Genomic DNA, 16,647 nt, shown 5'->3' on the forward strand with positions numbered 1-16,647 from the left:
TTCCATTGCTCCCCAAACCCCTGGATCTGTATAGCGATAGCACCAAGATTTTCTTCCACTCGGCTCAATCTTCAGGCTAAGCCCATCTTCATCGGATAAAAAACAGGTTTTTTCCTTGCAATGAGCTTGGCGAACTTTAATTTCAGTAAGACTCATGGAATTTAAATGAAACCTAATAAGTGGTTGATTGGATCAATTATATCAAAATAGAACGCTTTATATATGATGCGTATCATACGCATCATACTATTTTTTAATTTATTGTTTTATATTAATTTAATTTTTAGTATTTCATTTTTAGTTACCAGCTTAAGTACCACCAATATTACTTGCAAGATATCTGAAACTGCTGCTCTAGGAATTTAATGCCGAGAAAGAGTTAAATTAACTTGATCAGCGAGTTTTTTATGTATCCAAATATGCCCCCCCCAACGAAGACAATAAGACAGTCAAACGGTCAGGCAACAGGAGTATGATGTGAATGAATAGAATATTGGCAAAGAACCACTGAATTTGGCAACCGTTCTAGGGAGGCTATTACAGGGGATAATACAGCCTAAAACCTTGGACGGCTTTAAGCCGCTTACGATGTCACTTTCTGTGAAGATCCCGCTGGATATCAGCAAATGGAGATTATGATAAGGCGCTGGATCTTAGCCAACCAGTGATGGTCAAACGGGGTTCTTGGCAAGCCGAGCTTTTCTGTGCCAGTCGCCGATGAAATTGTGATTTCGATTTCTGAGAGGTTGTGCACTAATTCAATCAGATCGCGGATGATCTGTTGACTGAGCAGATTCGATCAGAAATGCTCCATATGATTCAAAGCCGGATTGAACAGAATATTGATTTATTACATGCAAGATAAACATCTGTATGAGGATAGATAGAAATTTTATCCTTCCCTGTATGTTCCTGTGGCTTAAAAATCAGTCTTGAAATATGACTAAATTTGGAAAATTCTTATTTTAAAATAAATGGGCCAAGATCATTGCAAATGACCTGATGGAGAAATATTTATCTATGTAATTGTATTTATTAAAAATAAAATATTTAAAAAAGATTTAATCTAATAAGTTTCAGCAACCTTGCAAGATTTAAATCAGGTTATCGATGAGATCATCAGATGGAGATGCATCATCTCCATCTGATGAGGGTTTATTAATACTGCGTTTGACCTGGAATCCAATTGGTTCCAGCAAGCGGTACACGAGCCATTGCCGCCGCCTCGACATTCAGTGCCACCAGATCTTCCGGATCCAGATTATGCAAATGCGATTTACCGCAGGCACGTGCCATGGTTTGTGCTTCCAAGACTAAAACACGCAGGTAATTGGCCAAATGGCGTCCACCTTCAACCGGATCGAGACGTTTTGATAGTTCTGGATCCTGGGTCGTAATCCCTGCAGGGTCACGGCCATTTTGCCAGTCATCATAATAACCCGCTGCTGAACCAATTTCTTTCAGTTCTTTATCTAGACGCGGATGGTTATCTCCGAGCGCAATCAGCGCTGCTGTACCAATTGCTACCGCATCTGCTCCCAATGCCATCGCTTTGGCCACATCGGCACCTGTGCGGATACCACCAGAAACAATCAGCTGAACCTTACGGTGCATGCCCATTTCCTGCAAGGCTTGTACCGCTTGCGGAATGGCAGGAAGAATAGGAATACCGACGTGCTCAATAAATACTTCCTGGGTCGCTGCTGTACCGCCTTGCATACCATCCAGCACGATCACATCTGCACCCGCTTTCACCGCCAGTTTTACGTCATAATATGGACGGCTGGCCCCGATTTTGACATAAATTGGCTTTTCCCAATCGGTGATTTCACGGATTTCGGCAATTTTAATTGCCAAGTCATCTGGACCCGTCCAGTCCGGATGACGGCAAGCACTGCGCTGATCGACACCCACTGGCAAAGTACGCATGCCTGCCACACGTTCCGTCACTTTCATGCCCAGCAGCATACCGCCACCGCCGGGTTTAGCGCCTTGTCCGAGTACGATTTCAATCGCATCTGCTTTACGCAAATCGTCAGGATTCATGCCGTAGCGTGATGGCAAATATTGATACACCAATGTTTGCGAATGACCACGTTCTTCAGGGGTCATGCCACCGTCACCGGTGGTGGTAGATGTGCCGACCATAGAGGCACCGCGGCCTAAAGATTCTTTGGCATTGGCAGATAATGCACCAAAGCTCATACCGGCAATCGTTACAGGAATTTTTAAATGAATCGGTTTTTTCGCAAAGCGTGTACCCAGTACCACATCAGTACCGCATTTTTCACGATAGCCTTCCAGCGGGTAGCGTGACATGCTTGCACCAAGCAGCAGCAAATCATCAAAGTGTGGCACTTTACGCTTGGTACCACCGCCACGGATGTCATAGATGCCGGTTGCCGCTGCACGCTGGATTTCTTGAATGGTTAAACGGTCAAACGTTGCAGATTCACGTAACACGGGTTCAAATTCTTGGATAGTTTGAGTCATGATTGATTGCTCCATTATTACGCTTGATTAGTATGCAGATGCATTGTCGACTTTGAAGTTGTACAGTTGGCGTGCCGAACCATAACGTTTGAAAGAAGCAGGATCTTCATCAAATCCGGCTTTAGACAGCAGTTCTGCCAGTTCTGCCAGATGTTCCTGACGCATTTCTTTTTCAATACAGTCTGAACCTAGAGACTTCACCACACCTTTGACATAAATTCTGGTTTCATACAGCGAGTCGCCCAACGCGTCGCCTGCATCACCACAAACCACCAGACGGCCAGCCTGTCCCATGAAGCAGCTCATGTGTCCAATACTGCCGCCTACCACAATATCGACGCCTTTCATTGAAATGCCACAGCGTGCCCCAGCATCCCCTTCAATGACCAGCAGACCACCATGCGCTGTTGCGCCTGCTGCTTGAGAGGCATTGCCTTTGATATACACTGAACCTGACATCATATTTTCAGCTACGCCCACCCCAACATTACCGTTGACGATGACATGAGCTTCTTGATTCATGCCGGCGCAGTAATATCCGGCATGGCCGTCAATGGTGACATTCACAGGGGCTTTAATGCCAACTGCAATATTATGCTGGCCGCCTGGATTGCTGACTTTCCAGTCTACAATGCTGTCGGTCAGTTCTTTGCTATGCAGGGCCTGGTTTAAATCACGGATGCTGTCTACGCTTAAATCAAATTCATCTTTTAAAATTGAAGTGCTGATTTTTTCTGCAAATGCTGTATTCATAGGGTTATTCCTGTTTTCTATTCTGGGTCATTCTTAGGCGGCTTGATCTGCACTGCGTTGCCAAACATATAAGGTGGCTGGTTCTGGTTCCCAAACCTTGGCTTTGTCAATATTCGGCAATGATGCCAAGGCTTGATATTCGGAGGCCATGGCCACATAGTCATCGGTTTCTGCCAACACTGCCGGTTTACAGGCAATCGGATCACGGATCACGGCAAAACCGTTTTTGGTGCCAATGGCAAAGGTAAAGAAACCGTCCAGATCATCCAATGCGTTGTTCAGTGCTTCTGCCAGAGAATCCCCTTGCTGTAAACGCCAAGTCAGATAGCCTGCAGCCACTTCGGTATCGTTATCTGTTTCAAAGCTGATGCCTTCACGTTTTAACTCCTGGCGTAAACGGGCATGATTAGACAGAGAACCGTTATGCACTAAACATAAATCAGCGCCGGTAGAAAATGGATGACTGCCTTCCATAGTCACTGCACTTTCAGTGGCCATCCGGGTATGACCGATAATGTGACTGCCTTTCATATTCGCTAAACCGAAACGCTCAGAAATTTCGACCGGCAAACCCATACCTTTAAGAATTTCAATACTTTGACCGACACTCATGATCTTGAGCTGTGGGGCAATTTTGCCAATCGCAGCGCGCACTGTTTGTTCATCAGATTTTGCTTTAATGACTGCAGCCGTGGCATTTTGGAACCAGTCCATGTCGGTGTTCAGTTCTGCTTTCAGTGCTTCTGCAAATGCAGACCAGTCAAATTCATCTTCAACCGATTGCAAGGTAAGTTTGACCCAGCCCTCAGATACTTCGTCACCATAAATGGCAAAGCCTGCGCTGTCAGGACCACGCCCGGTCATCGACTCCAGCATCGGTTCAAACAGTTTGCCGAGTTGTGATTCCAAAGCTGGATTTTTTAAGTATAAGCCTACGATTCCGCACATAATTGTTCTCCGCTAAATGCTCTTTTTAATTCATGTTCTAAGGACGTTATGGGGGTGAAAATAAGGTTTAGAAAAATTCGGTATAACGCTGAATTTCCCAATCTGAAACATGGCGGCTGTATTCAACCCATTCCATGCTTTTTTGCAGGATGAATTCGTCAACGATTTCAGCACCGAGTTTTTCTCTAAACAGCGGATCTGCTTTTAGAGCCTCGACAGCTTCTTTCAGGGATTGAGGCAGGGTGCCAATACCGCGTGCAGCAATTTCTTCCAAACTCAAGGTATACAGGTTTTCGTTGCATGCAGGTGGCGGGGTCAGTTCACGTTCAATACCGTCTAAGCCGGCCGCAATGATCGCTGCCGAAACCAAATAAGGGTTGCAACCGGCATCCGGCAAGCGCAGTTCAATACGACCATAAGGAATACGAACCATGGCAGAGCGATTATTTGAACCATAGGCAATAAATGCCGGTGCCCAGGTCGAACCTGAAAGGGAGCGACCCACCACCAGACGCTTGTATGAGTTCACAGTTGGGGCACAGAAGGCACACAGGGCCGGACCATGTTCAAGCAGCCCGGCAATAAAGTGATAGGCCATTTTTGACAGGCCCATGCCTTGCGGATCACTGTCATCATTAAATAGGTTGCTGGATTCTGCACTGCCTATCGACAGGTGGAAATGCATGCCATTGCCGGCACGTTTCGGGTCTGGCTTGGGCATAAACGAACAGACAATACCCAAATCATTGGCAATTTCACCGGCTGCCATACGGAAGAAGGTGAACATGTCTGCCGAGTTCATGGCATCACTATAGGTATAGTTAATCTCAAACTGGCCATTTGCATCTTCATGGTCAATTTGATAAATATCAAAACCGACTGGAATTAATGCCTCGGTAATCCGTTCCAGGAACTGGCGTGAACGGGATAGGCCTTTATAGTCATAGCAGGGCTTGTCTAGATTGTCTGACTCATCGACTGCTTTCAGCGTGCCGTCTTCACCACGGCGGAACAAGCTGAATTCAGGTTCCAGTCCGGTATTGAGGGTCCAGCCTTTAGCCGACAGACGCTCAACTTGCTTGCGTAGTACATAGCGAGAATCGTAGGGATGTGGTTTGCCGTTGACATAGCCCTCACAGACCACACGGCCATAACCTGGCTGCCAGGGTACTGGTGTTAAAGAAGATAAATCACCTTTCACCATAAAGTCTGGACCATGCGGCTGCATCCCCATACCTGAAATGGCAAAACCGGCAAAACCTACCCCTGCACCTTCAATGGCTTTAAGACCCGAAATCGGTACGGATTTTGTTTTTGCTGACCCATGAATATCGACAAACTGAGCCAATACATATTTTAATTGATGATCATCAATGACTTTCTGTACTTCTGCACGGTACTTGGGCTTGCTAATGATGTCCTGTTCTTCTTCAAAGAACTCTTTTACGATGGCCTGCTGGAACATATTTGACATACTCCCGATATGACAAAAAATGATATTTGGCTCGAATAATGCACAGATATTTGATTCAATGTATTATTCAGCAGAAGAAACTTTCTTTCTTAAAGAGAAAGCAATTCTCTTGCCAACTTTTTTTAGATCGGTTAAAAAATTTGTGCTTGGGGCCTAAAAGCCTTAATATTCCTAAAGAGAATAAAATTTTCATAAGATAATACTTTCATTCCACATCGGGGCTGCTTTTTAATTTTGATTAAGAGTCAGCAGAATTTAGATTCAAAACAGTGCGAGTTGATCCATAATGAGACAAAACAAGAACAGCCTTAAACTGGAACAGTACATTGGCATTCAAATCAAACGCTGCCGTCAGGAACAGGGCTTGAAACTGGCGGAAGTCGCACAGACTGCTGAAATCAGTCAGGGTATGCTGAGTAAAATTGAGAATGCCCAGGTCTCGACCAGCCTTGAAACGCTAAGCCGCCTATGTGAAGTACTGGGAATCCCCTTATCCACCTTATTCAGTCAATATGACCATCAGGAAAGCCGGGCAATGATTGTGAAATCAGGCGAAGGAATGGAGGTGGTGCGTCGTGGTACCGAAAAAGGGCATACGTATCATCTGCTGACCCATTCTCGCGGGCCGCGCAAAAACTTTGAAGCCTATTTGGTCAGCATGGATGATGCCAGCGAAGAATTTCCCACCTTTGCCCACCCGGGAACAGAGATGCTGTATCTGATTGAAGGTGAAATCATGTACCGTCATGGCGATGAAGTATTTCATATGCAGCCAGGCGACTGCTTGACTTTAGATGGTGAAATTCCGCATGGCCCAGAACAACTGATTAAAGTCCCGATCCGTTTGATCTCTATGGTGAACTATGGGGATAACCAGGCCGAATAAAGCGGCCCTGTTTTTATAAAAAAGATGGCAGTGCCATCTTTTTTGTTTATATGCTTCGAATAAACCGTGCGGTAGCGTATCAAAGTTTATCTTGCCCTACCCTTATTGCCCCTTCGCCATCTCAACAGCCCCCTCCTTTACGACAACAGTCCTCCGCTGTTGCAGAGATCAAAATTCAACTCTGGTATAAGAATTGCTTTGCTTAAAAATAAATAAATATTCCCAATAAGAATATATTATTGCAGCGCATTGATTTTGGGATATTGATCTTTACAGCCTAGTAAAAAAATCCGGAGTACAACTTATGTGGGTAAATCATTTAAAAAGAATTGTCGCAGCGAACCTGCTGCTGCCTGGATTGGCCTTTGCAGGTGAAACCAATCTGGATAGCGCCTCCACTGTATGGATGATGTTGTCCACACTGCTGGTACTGCTGATGTTTGTTCCCGGCTTGGCACTGTTTTATGGCGGTATGGTCCGCGCCAAAAATATTCTGTCCATTTATACCCAGTTTTTTGCTGTGGCAGGCGTGGTTTGTGTACTGTGGCTGACTGTGGTTTATAGCATGAGTGCAGACAAAACCCATATGCAAGCAGGGGTAACCAATCTCTACAGCTTTGTCGGCAGTTTAAATAAGGCCTTTCTGGTGGGTATTGATGAAAATACTCTGCTGGGCGGTGTACCTGAATATATTCTGATCATTTTTGGCATGACTTTCGCAATCATTACCCCCTGTCTGGCCATAGGTGCTTTTGCTGAACGCATGAAGTTTGGCGCGGTGGTGTTGTTTTCTGCTCTGTGGCTGGTTTTGGTATATGGACCAATGACTCATATGGTCTGGGGCGGTGAAGGTGCAATCATGCACACCTGGGGAGTTCTGGACTTTGCTGGCGGTACCGCGGTGCATATTAATGCCGGCATTGCCGCCTTAGTCGGCGCAATTGTATTAGGCAAGCGTAAAGGCTGGCCGGCTGCACCCGTTCCCCCGCACAATGTGGTCTATACCATGATCGGCGCAGCATTTTTATGGGTAGGCTGGTTCGGCTTTAACGTCGGTTCTGCATTCGCGGTAAATGCATCGGCCACCATTGCCATGATGACCACTATGGTGGCGACCTGCGGCGGCATCTTAGGCTGGATGGTGATTGAAAAAATGCATACCCATCATGTCACGGCTTTGGGCCTGGCTTCAGGTGCGATTGGCGGATTGGTGGGCATTACCCCTGCAGCAGCTTATGTCGGACCTTTTGGTGCGTTGGCGATCGGCTTTATCACCGCCATCTGCTGTTTTTATGCCGTGACCAAGCTGAAGCATAAAATGGGGATTGATGATGCCCTGGATGTCTTTGCTCTGCATGGCATAGGCGGCATGGTCGGCTGTATGCTTACCGGTATTTTCTGCATCCCGCAACTGGGCGGCAAAGTGGCCGACATTTCCCTGCTGAACCAGTTGGCTGCACAGGCAGGCAGTATTGTACTCACCGTAATTTATTGTGGCGTGCTGACCTGGCTGATTATGAAGTTCGTCGATAAGACCATCGGTTTACGTGTAACCCCGGAACAGGAAGAGCGCGGTCTAGATGTCAGCGATCACAACGAACGTGCATATAACAATTAACGCCACGGCCAGCTTTCAACTGATAAATTAAAATTTCATTTTAGTCCATTTAAAATTCTTCAACTTCACCAAGCAAATGCTTCAGGGCATTTGCTTTTATTTTTGCAAGTACAATGCCGAGACTGGCAGTTTCCATCTGCTTTTCCGGGGTGAAAACAGCTGACCATGGCTAAAGGGTTACTTCTTTTGAGATATAGACGCCCTAGCTTGAAAATGATTATGATAGATCGTTTAACTGCAAATTAAGTAAAAATATATATTTGAAAAATATTAAAATAATTATTAATTACAGACTAGTGGTATAAGAATTGCATCTTGAATCATGAAAGAAATATTCCCTTTAGTAATACCAATTCCCACCAAAAAAATGGTCAAGCTAATGTAAATCCATATTCATGAGATTCAGGAGCAATTCATGATAATGAGCAATGTGAAGAAGTTACTCATGCTGAGTGTACTGCTGTCGCCTAGCGCAGTTTTTGCCGCTGAGGGAACGATTGATGGACCTGCCACTGTATGGCTCATGGTTTCTATTGTTATTGTCCTACTGATGTTTATTCCAGGACTTGCGCTGTTTTATGGCGGTATGGTCCGCGCCAAAAATATCCTGTCTTTATTTACCCAGTTTTTTGCGATTGCCGGGATTGTCGGCATTTTATGGGTGGCCGGGGTATATAGTCTGGCAACCGATACCACCAATATGCAAGAAGGCGTTTATAACCTGAACAGCATTGTCGGTGGCCTGGATAAACTGATGCTGCAGGGCATCACCGCAGAAAGTCTGGCAGGTGGCATTCCTGAATATATCTTGATTGTGTTCCTGATGACCTTTGCCATGATCACGCCGTGTATTGCACTGGGTGGCTTTGCGGAAAGAATGAAATTCCGGGCAACGGTTATTTTTTCATCTCTGTGGATAGTGCTGGTCTATGGCCCAATGGCGCATATGGTATGGGGCGGCAAAGGTGCATTATTCCATAACTGGGGAGTATTGGACTTTGCCGGCGGTACTGCGGTACATATTGCCGCCGGGGTCACGGCATTTGTTGGTGCCATAGTGGTGGGCAAACGTAAAGGCTGGCCTGCTACGCCGATGCCGCCGCACAATGTAGTATTTGTGATGATTGGCGCAGCATTGCTCTGGGCCGGCTGGTTCGGTTTTAACGTGGGTTCGGCTCTGGCCATCAATTCTTCAGCCGCACTGATTTTGATGACCACCATGCTGGCAACCTGCGGTGGTATTGTCGGCTGGATGTTTGCTGAAAAAATGTATTCCGGCCATGTCACAGCCTTTGGTCTGGCTTCAGGTGCCATTGGCGGCTTGGTGGGCATTACCCCGGCGGCCGCTTATGTTGGCCCTTTTGGTGCAATTGTGATTGGCCTGCTCACCAGTATGGCCAGCTATTACGCGATTATGATACTAAAGAAAAAGCTCGGCGTAGACGACGCGCTGGATGTATTTTCATTACATGGCATTGGCGGTATGGTTGGCTGCCTGCTGACCGGTATTTTCTGTATTCCGGAGTTGGGCGGCAATGTTGAAGGCATTTCCCTGCTCCCGCAATTCTTGGCACAACTGGCCAGTATTGCGATGACCTTTGCCTATGTCGGCATCTTGAGCTGGATCTTGCTGAAAATCATTGATAAAACCGTGGGGCTACGTGTCACGGCAGAACAGGAACAACAAGGCCTGGATGTCAGTGATCATAACGAACGTGCTTATAATTAAAGGCCGTGGAAAATCAAGTAACAAGGGCTTCGGCCCTTGTTTTTTTATGGCGGCTTGGGATAAACATCGCTTTGCATCATTTGCATACATGGCTATGCTGCCCTTTGCGGATTAAATCCCGCTACTGTCCATCTGCGGATTTTAACTGCTGAGTACCCTGTCAACGGGTTAACAATTATTCTCTCTTATGAGCAAAACAGGGATAGATAGCTTGCTGACGGCTTCCTTTCGGTCATTTCCCAGAGCACATCTTTGAGATTGTATGATCGAATGCCGAGTGCTCCAGCACTATAGGTTGCTGAACATTCCCAAAAAACCACAAGGAAAATTTTCTATACAGGGTCATCATTATAGAGAAATCGGGTAGCGCGATCATGTAGCCATGGTGGCAAGAACAAACGACGGATTTCGTCCTATTGCTTTGAAGCATTTAATTTTTTTCTTGATCAAAACGATGCTTTAGTAAATGGTGAATGCTTAAAAGCATAGTGCTGGAATGGGCGGCTGTACGCTCTTATTATAAAGGTTGATTGCTGTCCTGACTCTAGGGCATAAAGCAAATGGCTGCCAGCTTACGCTAACAGCCATTCAGGGGGATTACAGTTGGGGGAAAACAGAATTGTTATTTATGCAATACTGAGCAGCCCGTCAATACCGACAGCCTGACCATCAAATTCTGCAATGGCATCCAGCAGGACATTCCACAAATACAGTGCAGAAGCCCGGTCACACAAGAGATTGAATTTCGGCGCCTGGGCATCGCTGACATTCATCACCACAGCATTAATGCGCGCCACCGAGGTCTGTGCAATCTGACCTGCAGCAAAAGCTTCTGCGGACAAATCGACGGCACACAGCTTAGCCATGATGAAAGCCACAGATTGCCCAGTTAGCTGAATCCAGGCATGGCTATCCTGACGCGGCAGCAGATAGTTGGCGCGGTCACTCAGCTCCCAGCTCTGTTCCAGTGCGGCTATACTTTCACCAAAATCCTGCATTGCACCCAGCACTAAATATTCGGTCGCAGACAGCCGTGCCACAATGCTGCCATTGGCCTGATGACACAATCGATTGGGTTCATCCGGCAATCTAAAACCCGCTGCAGTTAAATAGCTGGCACTGTCGGTTCCCCGGAAACCGACGCGTGGCATATTGGTTAAATCCACCACTGCACATTGCTGAATGTGCTGGGACTTACCGCCTGCAAGAAACATGCGTCCTGCGCCATAAGACTGATAGGCCGCACAGGTTTTTTGAATGGGACTGCGTTCTGCTTGAGGTAAAATACTCATGATCAGATCTCCTGACGGGCATTATTAGGGTCATAGAAAGGCGCTTTTACTACTGTGGCGTAGACACTTGCACCTTTTTCCACACGAATCTGGAACTGCTGGTCCACTGCGCTTTGCTCGATACCGACATACGCCATGCCAATAATTTGGTCCAGAGTGGGTGAATATTCACACGAAGTTACGTTTCCTGTAATTTTGTCGCCATTCAGCACAATATGGCCTTCCAGCGGTTTTTGCTGCTGTTTGTCCAGCACAAAAGACACCAATTTGCGTTTCATGGGCTGCTGTTCCAAAATGGCAATGGAACGCTTGCCCACGAACCATGGCTTGCTTTTCGCTACAGCCCAGCCTAAGTCCACTTCTTTAGGATGCGACATGCCATCGGTATCCTGACTGATAATGATATGACCCTTTTCCAAACGCAGTAGTCGCTGGCTTTCCACCCCAAAAGGCTTCATGGAGAACTCTTGACCCGCCTGCATCAGCAGATCCCACAAAAACTCGCCATAACGTGCAGGGAAGTGAATTTCATAGCCCAATTCGCCTACAAAGCCAACGCGCAAGATACGCACAGCAATGCCCTGAATGGTTCCGGTGCGCAAACCCAGGTAGGGAAATGCTGCTGCACTGAAGTCCACGTCCTGACAGACCTTTTGCAGCACTTTGCGGGAATTCGGACCGGCAATATTCACCGCCGCAAATGCCGACGTGACATTGGCTATATCGACATTTAAGCGCCACTGCGCATTCCATTTCAGCATTTGCTGGTAAATGCGGTCTACCCCACTGGTGGTTGCGGTAACATAAAAGTGGTTTTCACTTAAACGCCCGGCAACACCATCGTCTATCACCACGCCATCTTCGGCAGTCATGACTGCATAACGGGTTTTACCCACCGGTAATTTTACAAAACCAAAGGTATATAATCGGTTGAGGAACTCGCCGCTGTCAGGCCCGCGAAGATCTAATCCGCCTAAAGTAGATACATCAATCATGCCGACATTCTGACGTACATTGCGCACTTCGTTTTCAATATGCTGCAAACGGCCAGAGACGTCACCATAATAGGCCGGACGCTGCCAGTTGCCTGCCGGCATCATTTGTGCACCGGCCTCAATATGGCGTTGATGCATGGCGGTCTGACGGAAAGGATCAAAACCGCGTCCCGCAATATGCGCCAATTTTTCTGCAGTGAACGGTGGACGGGCGGTCGTCACCCCGGTTTCGCTCACTGTGCGGTCTGTATATTTTGCCACGAGACGCGCAGTAGGCAAGGCTGAATGACGGCCTTGAGAAGGTCCCATACCCACAGTAGAAAAACGCTTGACCAGCTGTACATCACGGTAGCCCGATTTGGTGGCATTAATAATGTCGCGGATTTGCAGGTCTTCATCATAATCGACAAATTCTTTGCCCTTAGGATGCGCGAAAATTGGCCATGGGAAATTCACCGCTGCTTCGACAACAGGTTTTTTCGCTGCTGTAGCAGCATTGCCCAAAATGGCATTCACTGCATCCGTGGCGGTTTGCACTGCATCATGCAGAACATTGTCCAGCTGATGCACACCGGCAACAGAGCCGCTAATGTGCAATCCCTGAGGTAAACCGGAAATGCTGAACTGTGCCTTTTTGTCGTTATAGTTCAGTTTGGCACCGGCTTGACACAGCAGCTGGTACACCGGCATATAACCGGATGACATGGCCAGCACATCACAATCAATTTTCTTGCTGTGTGTACCCACCTGGCCTTCTGCAACAATACTGCGTATATCGACTCCGGTCAGATGCTGCATGTCCTTGCTATGCAAGGCTTCATACACGGTACTGCTGAGATAGACCGGAATGTGGTGCAGTTCAACCGCTTTTTGCAAAGCGGGATCTTCTGCACCGGCGCGCATGTCGACTAGGGCGGCCACAGAGATACCGGCTTCGGCCAGATCTAGGGCGGCCAGATAGCCGTCATCGTTACCGGTTAAAATAACCGTTTTCTGGCCGGGCCGTACCCCATACAGTTTGACCAGACGCTGTACGGCACTGGTCAACAGCACACCGGGCAAGTCGTTGTTGCGGAACACCACTGGCTGGTCAAAACTGCCGCTGGCCACAATGCATTGCTTGGCACGGACTTTATACATACGCTTGCCTTGAATGACCGGTAAATAATGATCGGTAAACCAGGCATTACAAATGGCTTGTTTCAGCACGCTAATGTTTTCATGCTGTTCTACTTGCGCAATCAGTTTGGCTGCACATGCAGCGGCTTTTTTACCCTCGGCATCAAAACGCGCATAATGCAGGCTACCACCCAGTATTTTATCCTGTTCAATTAACAACACTTTCATGCCGGCATTCGCGGCGGTTAACGCTGCCTGCAAGCCGGCCGGACCGGCACCAATAATGGCAATATCTGTAAATAGATAGGCTTTGTCATAGTATTCAGGCTGAAAATTCAGATCCAGCACCCCCAGCCCGGCTTTTTTACGGATCATGGTCTCCCACAGCTTCCAGACCCCTTTAGGCTTGTAGAATGAGCGGTAATAGAAGCCGACAGGCATAAATTTTGAGAATTTGCCTAAAAACGCATCGCTGTCTTTCATTAACGAGCCAGCATAGTTTTGCCCCATTGCCGACAGATGCGCTGCAATCTCGGTGCTATCTGCCAGTACATTCGGCTCCTGCGGCAATTGAATCAGCGTATTGGCATCTTGTCCCGCCATGGTTAAAGGTGCACGCGGACGGTGGTATTTAAAAGAGCGCGACATAATCCAGCGCTGATTGGCAATCAAGGCACTGGCAATACTGTCGCCCGCATAGCCCTGAAAAGTCTGCTGATCAAACTGAAAAGTCACAGGCTGGTTGCGGTCAATCAAAATGCCATACGGCAAAGGCAGTCGGTTTAAATCTAGATTGCTCATGCGGATACCTCCTGTTTAGCAGCCTGTTCTGCTGTTTTTTCTGTAGCTGGCGGATTTTCAAAATCGATGCGCTGGCTAAACATTTCCTTGGCATCAAAGGTACGCAGAATTTCATCGCTCACTGTATGGCGCTCGGCAATAAACCAATAACTGCTTGGGGTATGCATCCACCATTCCAGTACCACACCGGCAATATTGCTTTTATTGAACACATAATCTGCCCATTCTTCATTGCTGCAGGTGTTCTGGTCCGGCATGGTTTTCAGCTCGCCGCCATAACTAAATTCACTGATATTTCTTGGACCATTTAAAGGACAAATCATTATTTTCATGGGTTTACTCCTTAATGGCTCGCCGCAGTGGCGCCCATTTCATTGACTTGCTGGAAGCGGCTGAAACGCGACAATTCAAATGGCTTGATCAGATCCGGCGTACGGCCAGTCGCCACAAGTTCCGCCATGGTCTTGCCACAGATCGGGGTGGATTTAAAGCCCCACGTGCCCCAGCCTGCATCCAGGTAATAATTGTCATAAGGCGATTTGCCCATAATCGGGCTGTAGTCAGGCGTCATGTCGGTCATGCCAGCCCATTGGCGCATGAGTTTGACATTGGCCATAAACGGGAACATTTCAATGGCATGAGCCAGCAAGCTTTCTTTTAAATCCAGGGTAGAACGGGTGTTGTACAGCGGATAAGGGTCTGAACCGCCACCAAAGACAATTTCACCGCGGCTGGTTTGCTGCACATAGCAGTGCAAAGCAGATGAACTGACCAAAGGATTGATAAACGGTTTAAACGGCTGGGACACCATGGCTTGCAGCGGGAAGGTATGAATCGGCGACTTGATATGCAGCTTGTTCATTAAAATGCTGGAAGCGCCGGCAATCGCCTGTACCACGCAGCCACACTTGATGCTGCCACGGTTGGTTTTTACCGCCGTGACCTGGTTTTTTTCAGTCACAAAATCCTGTACTTCAGTCAGCTGGTGGATTTCCACGCCGCGTTTCGCCGCTTCCTTGGCATAGCCCCAGGCCACGGCATCATGCCGTGCTGTGGCACCATCCATATGCCAGAGTCCTGCCAGAACAGGCAAATGCGCGGGATCAAGATTCAGACACGGTACCAGCTCCTTAATTTGCTGGCGGTCAATCATTTCGGTACGACCACCAAAATGCTTGTTCACTTCGGCACGCTGGCGGAAGGCACGCACAGTAGAATCGGTATGCGCCAAAGTCAGCTGGCCGCGCTCTGAATACATGATGTTGAAGTCAAATTCATTGGACAGGTTTTTAAATAAATCAACCGATTCTGAATAGAACTTCACTCCTTCTGAGGTCAGATAGTTGGAACGGATCACCGCAGTATTACGCGCCGTATTACCACCGCCAAGATAGGATTTTTCCAGCACAGCAACATTGGTGATGCCTTGATATTTTGCAAGATAATATGCGATTGCCAAACCATGACCGCCAGCGCCAATAATCACTACGTCATAGTGTGATTTCAGCTCCTTCGGTGGAGGCAAATCAACTTCAACAGGATATTCACTGCTTAATCCGTATTTGAGCAAACCAAGTGGCATAATTTCTTCTCCAAGGCATCTTTTCCAATGCCGCTAGCTTATTTTTTAAAAATGTTTGCCTGCATACGCGCAGCATCAAGGGTATTTTTCATCAGGTAGGCAATGGTCATGGGACCGACACCACCCGGAACAGGCGTGATGGCTTTGACCACAGACAGCGCATCGTCATAATCGACATCTCCGACCAGACGGTTTTTGCCGTTTTCCTGAATGCGGTTAATCCCCACATCAATGACCACTGCACCCGGTTTTAAATAGGATGCATCGATCATTTTCGGCCTACCGACCGCTGCCACCAGAATGTCGGCATTTTTGCAAATGTCGCGAATATTCTGGGTGCGTGAATGGACAATGCTGACGGTGCAACTTTCTTTTAATAACAGCGCCGCCATCGGCTTGCCGACAATGTTGGAACGACCCACCACCACAGCATGCAGTCCGGACAGATCCGGCCCCAAGGTGTCTTTCAGCAGGCGAATACATCCGGTCGGTGTGCATGGGGTTAACACCTCACGGCCCTGACTCAGACCGCCGACATTTTCACTGTGGAAACCGTCAACATCCTTAAGCGGATGAATGCGCTGCAACACCGCCGTTTCATCAATATGTGCCGGCAACGGCAGCTGCACCAGGATGCCATGCACGGTGGCATCTGCATTCAGTTCATCAATTTTCTGCAGCAGCGTGTCAGCATCTGTATCTGCTGACATGCGGTATTCCAGTGAGCGGATGCCGACATACAGCGCTTTTTCAACCTTGTTGCGCACATAGACATGACTGGCCGGATCATCTCCGACCAGGACTACTGCAAGGCAAGGCTCAATACCTTGCGCTTTCATCTGCTGCACTTCGCTTTTGATCTCGTCCAAAACGGTTTGTGCAGTTGCTTTGCCGTCAATAATCAGCGGCTGTGAATGTTCTTGAATGGCTATGTTCATTTAAATACCACCGTACGGT

At 47.5% G+C, this 16,647-nt stretch carries 13 protein-coding genes; 3 read left to right on the forward strand and 10 right to left on the reverse strand.

From position 1 onward, the window contains the following. The 5 genes from A7P55_RS13165 to glnT all read right to left on the reverse strand — a co-directional run. A partial coding sequence (locus A7P55_RS13165) for an Arm DNA-binding domain-containing protein (protein ID WP_171552440.1) occupies positions 1-156 on the reverse strand: 156 nt, incomplete at its 3' end. A 1,002-nt stretch (positions 157-1,158) separates the two neighbouring features. After that, entirely contained in the window at positions 1,159-2,493 is a 1,335-nt protein-coding gene (locus A7P55_RS13170) for an FMN-binding glutamate synthase family protein (protein WP_004704280.1), read from the reverse strand. Positions 2,494-2,520: 27 nt separating this feature from the next. Beyond that, positions 2,521-3,246, reverse strand: coding sequence for a hypothetical protein (locus tag A7P55_RS13175; RefSeq protein WP_004704281.1), 726 nt, complete (start codon positions 3,244-3,246; stop codon positions 2,521-2,523). Between the two features lie 33 nt (positions 3,247-3,279). Next, entirely contained in the window at positions 3,280-4,194 is a 915-nt protein-coding gene (locus tag A7P55_RS13180; protein ID WP_004704283.1) for a glutamine amidotransferase family protein, read from the reverse strand. A gap of 67 nt (positions 4,195-4,261) precedes the next feature. Beyond that, on the reverse strand, positions 4,262-5,659 hold the full coding sequence (glnT, locus tag A7P55_RS13185) for a type III glutamate--ammonia ligase (protein ID WP_216078046.1): 1,398 nt from the start codon (positions 5,657-5,659) through the stop codon (positions 4,262-4,264). Positions 5,660-5,954: 295 nt separating this feature from the next. Here glnT and A7P55_RS13190 point away from each other — a divergent pair, with 295 nt between their 5' ends. The 3 genes from A7P55_RS13190 (at position 5,955) to A7P55_RS13200 (ending at position 9,901) form a co-directional block, all read left to right on the forward strand. Next, a complete protein-coding gene (locus A7P55_RS13190; RefSeq protein WP_004704287.1) occupies positions 5,955-6,554 on the forward strand; it encodes an XRE family transcriptional regulator in 600 nt (199 codons plus the stop codon). 304 nt (positions 6,555-6,858) lie between these two features. Next, a complete protein-coding gene (locus tag A7P55_RS13195; RefSeq protein ID WP_119686768.1) occupies positions 6,859-8,172 on the forward strand; it encodes an ammonium transporter in 1,314 nt (437 codons plus the stop codon). Between the two features lie 415 nt (positions 8,173-8,587). Next, the gene (locus tag A7P55_RS13200; RefSeq protein ID WP_119686767.1) at positions 8,588-9,901 is read left to right on the forward strand and encodes an ammonium transporter; all 1,314 of its coding nucleotides are present in this window, start codon (positions 8,588-8,590) and stop codon (positions 9,899-9,901) included. Positions 9,902-10,527: 626 nt separating this feature from the next. Here A7P55_RS13200 and A7P55_RS13205 read toward each other — a convergent pair. The 5 genes from A7P55_RS13205 to folD are packed head-to-tail and all read right to left on the reverse strand — an operon-like array spanning position 10,528 to position 16,628. Continuing rightward, positions 10,528-11,193, reverse strand: a complete 666-nt coding sequence (locus A7P55_RS13205) for a hypothetical protein (RefSeq protein ID WP_004704291.1) — start codon at positions 11,191-11,193, stop codon at positions 10,528-10,530. Between the two features lie 2 nt (positions 11,194-11,195). Continuing rightward, positions 11,196-14,108, reverse strand: a complete 2,913-nt coding sequence (locus tag A7P55_RS13210; protein ID WP_171552441.1) for a glycine cleavage T C-terminal barrel domain-containing protein — start codon at positions 14,106-14,108, stop codon at positions 11,196-11,198. Then, the gene (locus A7P55_RS13215) at positions 14,105-14,440 is read right to left on the reverse strand and encodes a sarcosine oxidase subunit delta (protein ID WP_004704293.1); all 336 of its coding nucleotides are present in this window, start codon (positions 14,438-14,440) and stop codon (positions 14,105-14,107) included. The genes A7P55_RS13210 and A7P55_RS13215 overlap by 4 nt, the downstream gene beginning before the upstream one ends. Before the next feature lie 11 nt (positions 14,441-14,451). Beyond that, positions 14,452-15,690 carry an FAD-dependent oxidoreductase gene (locus tag A7P55_RS13220; RefSeq protein WP_004704294.1) on the reverse strand — a complete coding sequence of 413 codons (1,239 nt, stop codon included), beginning with the start codon at positions 15,688-15,690 and terminating at the stop codon, positions 14,452-14,454. 38 nt (positions 15,691-15,728) lie between these two features. Then, positions 15,729-16,628, reverse strand: a complete 900-nt coding sequence (gene folD, locus A7P55_RS13225) for a bifunctional methylenetetrahydrofolate dehydrogenase/methenyltetrahydrofolate cyclohydrolase FolD (protein WP_004704295.1) — start codon at positions 16,626-16,628, stop codon at positions 15,729-15,731. Positions 16,629-16,647: the final 19 nt, after the last annotated feature.

This window comes from Acinetobacter sp. Ac_5812, assembly GCF_013072695.1.
GTDB lineage: Bacteria > Pseudomonadota > Gammaproteobacteria > Pseudomonadales > Moraxellaceae > Acinetobacter.